Annotated in this window: 11 protein-coding genes; all 11 read right to left on the reverse strand. The window is 42.7% G+C overall.

Annotation, left to right across the window (positions count from 1 at the left end; genetic code table 11):
- Positions 1–100: 100 nt before the first annotated feature.
- Complete coding sequence (locus LN995_RS06075) at positions 101–454, reverse strand: hypothetical protein (protein WP_229959421.1); 354 nt, start codon at positions 452–454, stop codon at positions 101–103.
- 4 nt (positions 455–458) lie between these two features.
- Positions 459–2,225, reverse strand: coding sequence for an amino acid permease (locus LN995_RS06080; RefSeq protein WP_229959423.1), 1,767 nt, complete (start codon positions 2,223–2,225; stop codon positions 459–461).
- The gene (locus LN995_RS06085; protein ID WP_229959425.1) at positions 2,209–3,351 is read right to left on the reverse strand and encodes a lysylphosphatidylglycerol synthase transmembrane domain-containing protein; all 1,143 of its coding nucleotides are present in this window, start codon (positions 3,349–3,351) and stop codon (positions 2,209–2,211) included. Before LN995_RS06085 ends, LN995_RS06080 begins: the two co-directional genes overlap by 17 nt.
- Before the next feature lie 15 nt (positions 3,352–3,366).
- Positions 3,367–5,304 (reverse strand): KUP/HAK/KT family potassium transporter, encoded by a 1,938-nt coding sequence (locus LN995_RS06090; RefSeq protein WP_229959427.1) that lies wholly within the window; start codon positions 5,302–5,304, stop codon positions 3,367–3,369.
- A gap of 37 nt (positions 5,305–5,341) precedes the next feature.
- Complete coding sequence (locus tag LN995_RS06095; protein ID WP_229959429.1) at positions 5,342–6,013, reverse strand: DedA family protein; 672 nt, start codon at positions 6,011–6,013, stop codon at positions 5,342–5,344.
- Between the two features lie 152 nt (positions 6,014–6,165).
- Positions 6,166–6,516, reverse strand: coding sequence for a hypothetical protein (locus LN995_RS06100; protein WP_229959430.1), 351 nt, complete (start codon positions 6,514–6,516; stop codon positions 6,166–6,168).
- An 88-nt stretch (positions 6,517–6,604) separates the two neighbouring features.
- Entirely contained in the window at positions 6,605–7,492 is an 888-nt protein-coding gene (locus LN995_RS06105; protein ID WP_229959432.1) for a hypothetical protein, read from the reverse strand.
- 102 nt (positions 7,493–7,594) lie between these two features.
- Positions 7,595–8,464: a 4-hydroxy-tetrahydrodipicolinate synthase gene (gene dapA / locus LN995_RS06110; protein WP_229959434.1), complete on the reverse strand. Its 870-nt coding sequence runs from the start codon at positions 8,462–8,464 to the stop codon at positions 7,595–7,597.
- 161 nt (positions 8,465–8,625) lie between these two features.
- On the reverse strand, positions 8,626–9,369 hold the full coding sequence (locus LN995_RS06115) for a LytR/AlgR family response regulator transcription factor (protein WP_229959436.1): 744 nt from the start codon (positions 9,367–9,369) through the stop codon (positions 8,626–8,628).
- A 4-nt stretch (positions 9,370–9,373) separates the two neighbouring features.
- Positions 9,374–10,420, reverse strand: a complete 1,047-nt coding sequence (locus LN995_RS06120) for a sensor histidine kinase (protein ID WP_229959438.1) — start codon at positions 10,418–10,420, stop codon at positions 9,374–9,376.
- Between the two features lie 295 nt (positions 10,421–10,715).
- Positions 10,716–12,725: an NAD-dependent DNA ligase LigA gene (gene ligA, locus LN995_RS06125; RefSeq protein WP_229959440.1), complete on the reverse strand. Its 2,010-nt coding sequence runs from the start codon at positions 12,723–12,725 to the stop codon at positions 10,716–10,718.
- Positions 12,726–12,820 lie beyond the last annotated feature (95 nt).

Consider the following 12,820-nt stretch of genomic DNA (forward strand, 5'->3'; position numbering starts at 1 on the left):
TGATGATTAGGGAACAAAAGGTCTGGCAGTTCATTAAGAAATGAACTGCCAGAATAGAGGCTTGCACAGTGTACAAGCAAATCAACAAAACTAACCTAAACTAGGGGCCGTTGGGGAGAATCTTACAGCAGAGAGAAATAGAAGAAAGGCTGACGGCAGAACGGAGAACCTTTTTTGCGTCGCGTTCATAAAAACATAATACAAAACCGCAAGCTAAAAGAACAGTAGATAAGCTGTAACTGATGGTATTTGTTGCAGAGCCATGCTCTGTCACTTCTTCTGACCAGGCTGTAGCAAAGCTGTTATACTCCTGTTCCAGGTGCTCCTCAGAAGTAGCCGTAGTATAAACTGGTGCTACGGCTAATTGTTGTGCTTTATAGAAAACAGAAAAGCATAGCACAGCCAGCCACACAAGTGTGGCGACAACAACGGCTATATTCTTTCTGTTTTCCATGAATTTATTTTCCGCTTACAGCAGCTTCTTTCGTTGTAGCTAACTTACTGTTTTTATATCCATAGGAGAAATAAATAACCAGGCCCAGTACCAGCCAGATCAGAAAACGGCTCCAGTTAGTAATGCCTAATTCCGTCATCAGGTAAAGGTTAGTAAGCAATCCCAATACAGGAATCAGCGACAGGTTTCGGGTAAAAGTCAGCACCGTCATAACAACTATAACCAAGATGAATCCCATTAGCGGAATCTTATGTTTAAACACATCCCAACCAGTGGCACTTCCGTCTTCTATACTAAAAAAATGTGCTATGCCTGTTGTACCATTGTAAAGGATAAGTAAAACCAGCCCGGCTATAATGAGTAACGGCAATATGAACTTCCCATTGATATAAGGCACTTTAAAAGCTTTCTGTGAAGTCGGCACTTCCAGGTGCTGTTCTTGTACCAGTATACCTCCACATACTAATACAAATGCAAAAAGAGTACCTATACTGGTTAAATCTGTTACCTCTGTCAGGTTCATAAACAAAGCTGGAATAGCTACTACACAACCTGTTACAATAGTGGCAAAAGAAGGTGTTCTGTGCTTTGGGTGGATGCGCGAAAACACCGCTGGCAGAAGCCCGTCACGGCTCATCGTCATCCAGATACGAGGCTGCCCGTACTGAAACACCAGCAGCACACTGGCCATCGCTACAATAGCACTAACTGCCACTATACCTGCAATGGCATCCTGGTTAACCCTAGAAAACACATAGGTTAGCGGGTCGCCCACTGCCAGTTCATTATAAGGTACCATTCCGGTCAGAATCAGTGCTAATACCACATACAACACAGTACAAAGTATAAGAGCATAAATCATGGCTCGGGGCAGGTCACGTTGCGGATTCTCACATTCTTCAGCAGTGGTGGATATGGCATCGAAACCGATATAGGCAAAGAACACAGCCGATACGCCTTTCATTATTCCTGAGATACCATTTGGGGCAAAAGGAGTCCAGTTTGCAGGGCTAACGTAAAAGGCACCCACACTTATTACAATAAAAATAACAATCAGCTTCAGGAGTACCAGTAGGTTTGCTGTACGCTTCGACTCTTTGATACCGATGTACACCAGGTACGTAATCAATACGGTTATGCCCAGGGCAGGTATATCAGCTATCAGTTTGACTCCCCCAAGCGTTGGGGCAGCCTGCCAGGCCAGGTAAGCACTTTGCAGGTTGCCTGGCAATGCAGATAGTACATGACCCTGTGCTATTAGTTCAAGGGCATGTACATAGCCACGTGAGGCACTAAGGTAGTCCATTGTGAGGTACTCTGGTATTGCCAGCCCAATACCATTCAGTACAGCCGTAAAGTAATCTGACCATGAAATAGCTACCGCAATGTTGCCGATGGCATATTCCATTAATAAATCCCAGCCAATAATCCAGGCTACCAGTTCTCCAAAAGAGGTGTAAGCATACGTATAGGCACTACCAGCTACCGGAACGGTAGAGGCGAACTGAGCATAGCAAAGGGCAGAAAAGCCACAGGCTATTGCAGTAAAAATAAATAACAAAGAGACACCTGGCCCACCTGCTGCACTGGCATTGCCAATGGTACTAAAAATGCCAGCTCCGATAATGGCGGCAATGCCAAAAGCCACTAAATCTTTCAGACGCAGGGTGCGCAGCAGGTCAGTGCCTGCCACATGTCCGTCTTCTCTAAAATCAGTAAGTAGTGCCGTCGCACTTTTTCTTCTAACAAGGTTCTTAAGCAATCTGCTCATAAATCGGCTGCTGTACAGCCATTGGTTTAAGTGGAATAGTATGTTCGGTTAAAACAGGAACAATATTTTGTTCCTGTTCGCCTGCAAAGCTGTGTTTAAATACATTTGCCATCCAGCGCGGAAAAATAATTGCTCCTACTACCAGGTAAAGGTAATGTGTCAGCAGGCGGTAAAACAGTACTACAATAGTTGTAAGCCCCCCTACAAAAGATCCAAAGAAAGCCGGGAAAGCTAACTCGGCTATGCCTGCGGCACCTGGTGTTATGGATACAAACAAAACGATTTTATATATCAGGTTTCTGGAGAAGATCAGTAAGTGGTCGTACAGGTTTAAATGTGTGAATGCAGCTATCAGACATCCGATTATGATGTACCGAGCCGTCCAGACAAACATAGTAGAAATGATGGCGCGCCACCAGTAGGAGCTACTTTTATGGCGCAGGTGCTTGGAAGCGATCAGCAGTTCGTTGGCATGGCGGAACAGTGATTCACTCCATCTTCTGAAAGGTTTTAACCTGCCTATGCGCAGCAAAAGGTGTTTAATGCCTCTTGGGTTCATGAACAGGGCGTAAAACATGATAGAAGCATATAATGCTACCATTACATAGCTGATAACAAAAGCTACACTTAAGCTATGGCGAAGGGTATCGCTTAGGCCAATCATTTCTGGCAGAAACTGCCCTTGTGTAAATATAAGCACTAAGGGTACAGCCAGAATAAAGTAAAAATTATCCAGCATGGCTGTAACCATTACTTGAGCCAACGATTTTCCTAATGGGATTTTTTCCTTGTAAAGGATATAAGTGGCTACTGTAGAGCCACCCACTACAGATGGCAACATGCAGGAGGCAAACTCCCACAGCATAATAACATGAAAGCTCTGCCGCCAGCTCAAGGCTTTGTCTGTAATATGACGGATCCGGTACATATAGCCAAAATCGCGGACAAACAGTACAAACAGCGCCATGCTAATCCAAAAGGGGCTGGCATGCAGGAGAGTCTGCCAGTTTCCAGGTTCATTGTGCTGGTACAGCATATAACCAATAACACCCAGGCCTAAAACCAGAGGCAATAGAATGTTTCGAACAGAGAACTGCTCTTGAAGTTTTTGTTGAGTTAAAGCCATACCAGTTTTTAAAAATTAAACCATTACCCTTTTTAACTGAGGAAGTTGAGCTGGCATAATTACAAGAGGCACCTTTTCTACCTTCACTGAACTAGAGTCCAACCCAAACCACTTACTTTCGGAGCTGGTAAATTCTTTGATGTTAAAGTACCACTCCATGATAAGGCGCTTCTTAAGAGGCAAATCATTGTCGAAAGATAGAAACTTTTCAAGAACGACAAACCTGAAATCACCTATCAAGTGCTGTTTATTTAGTGAATAGTACCTACTGGTGATGTCAACCTCACCATTTTCTACGAGTTCTTCAACCACTTTTTTAAAAAACATGTTAATGCGCTGTTCTACTCTAAAGCCAAGTTTAAAGTTGATTCGTATAACATCCTGCTCTTCGAGGGTTTGTACGGTGTATTCCATTGTGTAAGGCTCGTCTGTCGTTTCCACATGGATGAACCAGTATATGTCTGCGCGCTTAGGCCTTTTCTGAAAGATTGAGTATATAATTTTAGCTTCAATTTCTTTCTGGTTAGGGGCGCTGGTCATAAATACCAGGTGTGTAGTATATTTAGGTATTGTTTCATCCTTGCTTAGCTCTTTTAACGCAGGCATATAATCTTTCAGGCGTACATATTCTGTTAAGCTTCGCTTAATGTGGTAAGCGTTTATCCAGATGTACATAACAGTAACAAGTACGCCCGCAATAAGCAGCGATACCCAACCCCCATGCGGGAACTTGCTTAGGTTAGCTATCATAAAGGCTCCTTCAATGCTGATGTACAGAATCAGGAACAACACCACCATAATACCTGACTTGTACTTTAAGTACAGGTAATAGCTCATTAGGATAGTGGTAGACAGCATTGCCAACGTTATAGCCAGTCCATAAGCTGCTTCCATTTGTTCCGACTCTCTAAAGTAAAGCACCACTCCCATACAGCCCAGCCAAAGTAACCAGTTTACACTAGGTACATAAAGTTGGCCCTTTTGATTCGTAGGATAAACCAGCTTTACCTTTGGCCATAAGTTAAGGCGAATAGCTTCGCTGATAAGTGTAAATGATCCAGTTATCAGTGCCTGACTGGCTATGATAGCAGCAATGGTGGCTATGATGACACCTAAAAGCAGAAACCAGCTTGGCATAATGCCATAGAAAGGGTTTTCTGTTAGTGTACTACCTGTTCTGGTCATCAGCCAGGCACCCTGCCCCAGATAGTTTAGTAGTAGGCAGGTTTTAACAAAGAACCAGCTTATGCGAATATTTTGCTTTCCGCAGTGGCCAAGGTCTGAGTAAAGTGCTTCAGCGCCTGTTGTACAAAGGAAAACTGCGCCTAAAAGCCAGAAGCCATTCGGGTCATTCACCAGTAAGTTGTAAGCATAACGGGGGTTTAAAGCTTGCAGAATTTCAGGATGATCTAAAACTGACAGAGCACCAAGAAAACCCAGCATGGCAAACCACAGGAACATGATTGGGCCAAACGCTTTTCCTACTATTTCGGTACCAAACTTCTGCATCAGGAAAAGTATGGTAAGTATAGCCAACACAATAGGTACTGTAGGTACAGAAGGGTAGAGTATGCGCAAGCCCTCTATGGCCGATGACACTGAAATAGGTGGCGTAATAATTCCATCTGCCAGTAAGGCGCTACCACCTAACATAGCTGGAATAATTAGCCAGGACGCTCTACGACGTATAAGGGCGAAAAGGGAAAAGATGCCTCCTTCGCCATTATTGTCGGCCTGTAACGTAAGCATGACATACTTGATAGTCGTTTGCAGTGTCAAAGTCCAGAACACACAGGAAATGCCGCCATAAACTAGCAATGCAGAAATAGAACCCTCTCCAATTATTGCTTTCATCACATACAGCGGTGATGTGCCTATGTCACCGTATATAATGCCTAGAGAAATCAATAAACCAGCAGAAGAAACACTTGCGGTTTTATGTTGTAAACTCATTTAAGCAGAGTAATAAAATAATAGGTAATAGTGTTGTTTATTTCAGGCTACTGCTTCCGTTACTCCTTCTTAACTGTAGTTGGCGTTTAGCCAGGCCAATTACAGGTGGGGCTATAGAAAGAGCAATAATGCCTAGTATAAGCAGAGAAAAGTTTTGTTTTATAGCCGGAATGTTTCCAAACAAATAACCTGCAAGGGTGAAAATTAAAACCCATGCCAGCGCACCTGCAATGTTATAATACAGGAAATTCCGGTAGTTCATTTTACCCACACCGGCCACAAATGGTGCTAAGGTGCGCACAATGGGCACAAACCGGGCGTAGATAATGGTACGCCCGCCGTACCGATCGTAAAAGCGCTGTGTCTGGTTAATGTGTGCTTGCCTCATAAACCAGTAGTTCTTTTTATAGATTCTGTTGCCTAGCATACTTCCTGTTAAATAGTTAAAAGAATCTCCCAGAATGGCTGCTATACAAAGTATTGCCAAAATCAGTAGCAGGTTTAATCCGGAAGATGGAATGGCTGCCAGGGCACCTAAGGCAAACAACAAAGAGTCTCCGGGCAGGAAAGGTGTTACTACTAACCCTGTTTCGCAGAAAACAATCAGGAAAAGAATGAGGTACATCCATCCCTCATAAGTCTGCAGAAGCTCGATCAGGTGCTGATCTATATGTAGTATGAAATCAATCAGGTACTGAAAAATCTCCATGATTTGTAATAATATGTATGTGAGCTTAGACCATGCCGGCGGCTGAATTTACCGATAGGTATTAGATGTATTCATTTCCTGTATAGGTAACAAAATAGTATCAAACCTCAGGAAGAGATCATACACAGGCATCAAAATAAGGAGATAATAATTTAAGGCCCTTTGGTCAGAGCAGTGAAATGTGCTGTAACAGCTCTGGAGAAAGATAGTGGATTAGGTAATTGTTCTGCGCCTGATTGCGGGTACAATTGGTTAAGAACAGCTGCTATAACCTGTAAAAGCAGTGCTTTCTCAGCCTGTAATGTTATCAGAGCGGGTGTAGAAACTGTTTCACCAGCTATAACAGTAAAAGGTAGCTGGTCGCTTGCTGTGTGTGCCACAGTGGCTGGTGCTGTAGCACAGGAGCTAGCCTTAACAGGTGTGGCTATAGCCATAACCAGGCAAAGCAATGCTGCGAGCAGCATGCTAACTTTAAGGTGTGTGCTTAAGCCAACGCGTTTCATGCTAGCAAAGGAATAGCAATATTTCCGGTAAAGCAATTGGAGAGAGGTAGAATATTTTTTGCTGAGTACAGCCTAGATAAAAGAGGCGCTATTTACTCTTGGTGTCAAACACAGCCACTTTTTTATACAGCTTTCCTTTTTCTGCTTTTGAAGATAAAAACAGTGCAGTTCTTGTTGTGTTGTAATGATTAGAGAGTTCTGCTATCAGGTCAGGAATGCCATCACGGTCTATGTCGCCAGCCCAGTATAAGATGTAGGTAGACTGCTGGAATTCTTCATCTTTAGAAAGAACTTGTTTCAGCAGCCTACCTTTTTTCGGACCTGAAATGCGCCAGCCATAGTTCTTATAGCTATAATCTCCTGTTTCAAGTAAGGTGCTGTCGCCAAAAGCCTCAATACGATATTCTTTACCTTTAAAAGAAAGTACAGCTTCTTTATTTATGGGAATAACGTTTTTGTCGAATGCGGCAGTGTCTACCGTCCCAGGTTCTATGTTTGTCAGACCAGTGATAAAGACCATTGTGCTTGTATCTGCTCCGACTACCTGCCTTCCTGATATAAGTTTGCTACCCTCTTCTGTTACCCTGGTTGCATCTACTGCTGGGTCAAAGGCTGGCTCAACCTTCAGCGAAGTTGGGCGCAGCTCATAACTACCGTTCTTGTCAAACAAGCCAAACCATTGTTTATCTTCTGCGCCCTTCCAGACTTCCTCTTTATGATAAAGCCCTTCCAGTAAAATTTTGATTGGGTTGTTAGGCTCAGGAGTAAGGTTAGTTGTATCAACAACAAATTCTGCTACTGCCGTTGTGTCCTGAATAGAGTACAGGCCTGAGGTGTCAGCTTCTTCGTTGGCAACAGCAGACGTGTCTATCATGTGCGAGTGATCTGTTAGTGGCGCCTGAGGTGCATCAGGCTTACTATGGCAGCCTGCCAAAGATATAAGAAGAAACAGAATAAGGTGACGCAGTTGGTGCATAGCCTTAGATACAGCGTATATACGTTTTAGTTTAAACAGTTTTACAATAAAACAAAAGCCAAGTACTTAATACTTGGCTTTCACCGTACTTTGCCTCTATTGTTATAGTAGCTTATAAATTTTATCTTTTAAACCAGCAGTGGCCTCTGCCAATGGTAATCTTACGGCAGCAGAGCATACTCCTAGGTGTTGTAGTACAGCCTTTACACCAACAGGGTTACTTTCTTCGTACATTAGCGGGTTAATGTCTATAATGTCATAAAGCAGGGTTGTAGCTTCCTTAAAATTATGCTCTAGTGCCAGTTGCACCATACGGCTGAATTTTTCCGGAAAGGCATTGGCTATAACAGAAATCGCCCCTGCAGCTCCAAAGCATACCATGGGCACCGTTAACAGGTCATCACCACTAATCAGCAGGAAATCCTCTGACTTGTGCTTGGCAATCTGCATACATTGTTCCATGTTACCGGAGGCTTCTTTTACAGCGACAATGTTTTTGTGCAAAGCCAGCTTTAATGTTGTGTCAGCCGTTATGTTACTGCCTGTGCGGCCAGGTACATTATAAAGTATAACAGGCACTGGCGAGGCATCGGCAATTTGGATGTAATGCTGGTAAATTCCCTGCTGAGAAGGCTTATTGTAGTAAGGGCTAACAGAAAGTATAGCTGCAACACCATTCAGGTCAATATCGCGAATAGAGTCTACTACATGCTGTGTGTAGTTTCCGCCAAATCCGTATACCAATGGTACATGACCGTTTACGTGTTGTTTTACAAAGCGTAATATTTCTGCTTTTTCAGCAGCAGTAGTAGTAGCCGACTCGGCTGTGGTGCCATTCACCACTAAATAATTTACTCCTCCATCTAGTGTGAAGTCGAGTAACTTACGCAGACCTTCGAAGTCTACAGATAAATCTTCCTTAAAAGGCGTTACAAGTGCAACACCTGTCCCTTTCAATCTCTCTTGTATCATGCTTAATAAACTAAAGCGGAAAGCTACCGCTCTTTGAAGCTGCAAGTTTGCACTTTTTAACTGAAAATGAAACTTGTGTTACTGAATAGTTAGGAACACAAGTGGAGAGATTAGTGTGTTTAAAGCAGTTAAAGAAGCTTTAAACAATTATAAAACCACTTTTACTGAATGTTGTTTTCCTCTACCCATTTCAGGAAAAGGTCTTTATAAACTTCGCCAATTGGAATTTCCTTTGTGCCAATGCGGATTCTGCTTTTTTCAATACTGTCTATTTTTTGCAGCGATACTATAAAAGAACGATGAACTCTTAGAAACTGGGATTTCGGGAGTTTTTCCATCATCTTGTTCATGGAGAGCAAGGTTATTATTTTCTGGTCTTTGGTCTGAATAATGATGTAATCTTTTAGCCCTTCAATCCAAAGAATGTCTTTAAAATCAACTCGTATGGTTTTGTAGTCTGCTTTCACAAACATAAAGTCATGTTCGGCAGCAGGGGCAGGTGGTGGGACTACAGCAGCAGTTGGAGCCTCAGAAGTTTTGGCGTTTCTGTGTAGTCGTTCCTGTGCTTTTGTAACAGCTTTAACAAACCTATCGAATGGAATAGGTTTTAGGAGGTAATCTACTGCATCCTGGTTAAAACCCTCCAGTGCATAGTCTGGATAGGCTGTGGTAAAGATAATCAGCGGCTGATTTTTCAGAATGTTCAGAAACTGAATTCCTGTCAGTTCCGGCATTTCAATGTCCAGAAACATAAGGTCTACCTGCTCTTCCTGAAGCACTTGCATAGCCTCTGTGGCACTGGAACAGGTTTTAACCAACTGCAGAAAGGGAAGTTTGCTTACATAGCTTTCAATTATATCCAGCGCCAGCGGTTCATCGTCTACGGCAAGGCATTTTATAGTCATAGTTTTATATGTTGTTTGGGTAGAAATGGATTTTAAGAGTTGCGAAGAAAGTACCATCCTTTTCTTCTAAAGTAAGGTTATGCTTTTGAGGGTATAGCAAGTTAAGGCGCCGCCTAAGGTTCTTTAAACCGATACCCCCATATTCTTTCTTCTTATGTGTGCTGATGTTGTTGATCGTGCTGAATTGCAGATAATTTTCTCCAACAACCAGGTTCATGACAATCCCTATTTCATTTTTGCTGACCAAGCCATGTTTAAAGGCGTTTTCCACCAGCGTCATCAGCATCATAGGAGCTATTTCTTTCCCTTCCAGGTCTCCTTCAATAGTAAACTTTATGCTGGTTTGCTCCCTGAGTCGCAGCTTCTGTAGGTCTATGAAATTATGTAAGTGATCTACTTCCTTTTTTAAACATACCAGTGTATCGTTACTCTCATACAACATGTAACGCATCAGCAAGGAAAGCTTCATAATGGCATCTGGTGTTTCTGGCGATTGTTTATAAGCCAGTGAATATATATTATTAAGGGTGTTAAACAAGAAATGGGGGTTTACCTGTGATTTGAGATAGCCCAGTTCAGCCACTAGCTTCTGTTTTTCCAGTTCTTTATTCTGGCGCTCGTTCTTAATATAGTTTCCTGTTACTTTTATGGCAGAACTTATAAACACAACCACTAAGCCACCCATCATATATGCCAGTAAGTGTTCCACATTATAAGGCTCATCCATGCCAGGGTTAAACTGCCTGAAAACATAAAAGTCCAGTGGAGAGCGTATAACAGCAATAGCTGTGAGCGTAGCCAGTACAGATGCAATGTACGCCAGTATACGGTTAGCAGCCAGAAACTTCGGAATGAGCACGTACCAATTAAAGTAAAAGGTAAGCAAGCCAAAGCCAAGGCCAACCAGTACATCCAGTATCTTATTAAAGCTTAAGGTACGATTGCCATGCAAGAAGTAAAATACCCACGTACCAAAGGCCAGCCAGCCAATAACGTGTAACGCTATCTGATAGCTTTTTCGCATTTCAATCTCAGGTAAAGTGAAACTCATGGGTACAATATCTGCAATATATTCAGGCGGTTTCGGGTATTTAATATAAAGCTATGGCTACTAATATTTTAACTATAAATATAGACAAAATATAGCATTTAGCATATGCAATGATGCTATGTATCTACAAAAAGTGAATTTGTAACTATTAAACCGGAGTTTTAGAGGATAAACATCGGTATAAGTGCAGGATTCTTTTAGACACAGGTAAACGAAAAGTGTAGGCACCTGTTTTAAATAGTGCTAACTGGGAAGCTTAGGGTATAGGAATTTTCTCCTACACCCTAAATATTTGTTACCCGATCATCTCCAGAAACTGTTCTTCTGAAAGTATTTTAATTCCAAGCTTATTAGCTTTTTCCAGTTTAGATGGTCCCATTTTATCGCCAGCTACCAAGTAGGAAAGCTTTGCTGATATAGAACTGACCACTTTACCACCATGGCTTTGAATAAGCTGCTGCAGTTCCTCACGGCTTACGCTTTCAAACACACCGGAAATAACAAATGTCTGCCCCGACAGTTTATCGCTTTCCAAGGGGGGGGGGGTTACTTCAGCTTTAAAGTTAAGCCCAGCTGTTTTTAGACGCTCTACTAGCTCCACATGGTCCGGGTTCTTGAAGTAGTCGATAATAGAACTAGCAATTCGATCACCGATTTCATTTACTGCAACTAATTCTTCGTAACTGGCACCGCGTAAAGCTTCCATATCTGGCAATTGCTCTGCCAGCTTTTTGGCGACAGTGCTACCTACAAAGCGGATGCCAAGAGCAAAAAGCACACGGTCATAAGGTGCTTCCTTTGATTTCTCCAAGCTTTTCAGAATATTGTTGGCAGATTTTTCACCCATTCTCTCTAGCCCTACTAGCTGTTCAAACTGAAGGTCGTACAGGTCAGCAACATTTTGAACTAAGCCTACATTATAAAGTTGATCCACAGTTTCCGGACCAAGTCCATCAATGTTCATGGCTTTGCGAGAGATGAAATGCTCTAGTTTTGCCTTTATTTGTGGAGGACAGCCTTCTTCGTTCGGGCAATAAAAATGAGCTTCGCCTTCTGTACGGACAAGAGGGGTACTGCAGGCAGGGCAATGGGTGGGGTATTCTATTGGTGTACTGTCTGCCGGGCGCTTGCTGAAATCTACACCGGTAATTTTAGGAATTATTTCACCACCTTTCTCTACAAACACAACATCTTTTAAGCGCAGGTCCAAGCGCTGTATTTCGTTGGCATTATGTACGGAAGCTCTTTTTACAACTGTACCTGCTAACGAAACTGGCTCTAATAGGGCAACGGGTGTAACGGCTCCGGTTCTTCCCACCTGGTATTGTATGCCCAGCAGTTGTGTAGCCACACTCATGGCCGGGAATTTATAGGCAATAGCCCAACGAGGAACTTTCGAGGTAAATCCCAGTTCCTCCTGCAATGCATAGCTGTTAACCTTTACCACGATACCGTCGGTGGCAATAGGCAGTTCAAAACGTTTGGATTCCCACTCATTAACATAAGCCAGTACTTCTTCGACAGAACTACATTTGCGCCATGTTTCCGATACCTGAAATCCCCATTTCTGAATGGCCTGCAAACTTTCCGAATGTGTATCGAAAGGGCTTTGGTTACAATGAAAGCTGTAAGAAAAGCAACCTAACTTACGACTGGCTACAATAGAAGAATCCTGCTGTTTCAGGGTGCCTGAGGCTGCGTTTCTAGGGTTTGCCAGTAACTGTTCCCCTGCTTCTTCGCGTTCAGCATTTAGCTGCTCAAATACCTGCAAGGGCATAAATACTTCGCCACGAACCTCAAAAAGATCAGGAAAGCCCTCGCCATGCACTTGCAAAGGTACATCTCTAATAGTGCGTACGTTATTGGATATATCGTCTCCTCTTGTGCCATCGCCTCTGGTGGCACCCTGTATAAATGAACCGTTTTCGTAGGTTAAACTAATGGCTACACCATCAAACTTCTGCTCACAAACATACTCTACCTCATCGCCCACAACTTTGCGAACACGTTTGTCAAATTCTCGCAAATCTTCTTCTGAGTAGGTGTTAGCGAGCGAGAGCATCGGGTATTTGTGGTAAACTGTTTTAAAGTTTTTTGTAACAGTACCTCCCACCCGCTGTGTAGGTGAATTAGGTGAACGCAGTTCCGGATACTGCTCTTCCAGTTGCTGAAGCTGTTTCAGCAACATATCAAACTCGAAGTCTGATACTTCTGAAATACTGTTCTGGTAATATTGATAATTAAGGAAGTTTATACGTTCGGTCAGCTTCAGGATCTCTTCAGCCGGGTCTTTCTCTAATGCCATCTTATGCTGTTTGTTCTTGCGTAAAAATAGCAAATGCCCGTGTAGTTACGAAAGAAGATATAGTAATGCTGCAGAACTTTTAATTAACGAGGGCC

The sequence above is a fragment of the Pontibacter silvestris genome (assembly GCF_020907275.1).
Lineage (GTDB): Bacteria > Bacteroidota > Bacteroidia > Cytophagales > Hymenobacteraceae > Pontibacter > Pontibacter silvestris.

Bases quoted from the DNA above. Each gene is read 5' to 3' on its own strand.
- LN995_RS06075 (WP_229959421.1), bottom strand. From the start codon at position 454: ATGGAAAACAGAAAGAATATAGCCGTTGTTGTCGCCACACTTGTGTGG.
- LN995_RS06080 (WP_229959423.1), bottom strand. From the start codon at position 2,225: ATGAGCAGATTGCTTAAGAACCTTGTTAGAAGAAAAAGTGCGACGGCA.
- LN995_RS06085 (WP_229959425.1), bottom strand. From the start codon at position 3,351: ATGGCTTTAACTCAACAAAAACTTCAAGAGCAGTTCTCTGTTCGAAAC.
- LN995_RS06090 (WP_229959427.1), bottom strand. From the start codon at position 5,304: ATGAGTTTACAACATAAAACCGCAAGTGTTTCTTCTGCTGGTTTATTG.
- LN995_RS06095 (WP_229959429.1), bottom strand. From the start codon at position 6,013: ATGGAGATTTTTCAGTACCTGATTGATTTCATACTACATATAGATCAG.
- LN995_RS06100 (WP_229959430.1), bottom strand. From the start codon at position 6,516: ATGAAACGCGTTGGCTTAAGCACACACCTTAAAGTTAGCATGCTGCTC.
- LN995_RS06105 (WP_229959432.1), bottom strand. From the start codon at position 7,492: ATGCACCAACTGCGTCACCTTATTCTGTTTCTTCTTATATCTTTGGCA.
- dapA (WP_229959434.1), bottom strand. From the start codon at position 8,464: ATGATACAAGAGAGATTGAAAGGGACAGGTGTTGCACTTGTAACGCCT.
- LN995_RS06115 (WP_229959436.1), bottom strand. From the start codon at position 9,369: ATGACTATAAAATGCCTTGCCGTAGACGATGAACCGCTGGCGCTGGAT.
- LN995_RS06120 (WP_229959438.1), bottom strand. From the start codon at position 10,420: ATGAGTTTCACTTTACCTGAGATTGAAATGCGAAAAAGCTATCAGATA.
- ligA (WP_229959440.1), bottom strand. From the start codon at position 12,725: ATGGCATTAGAGAAAGACCCGGCTGAAGAGATCCTGAAGCTGACCGAA.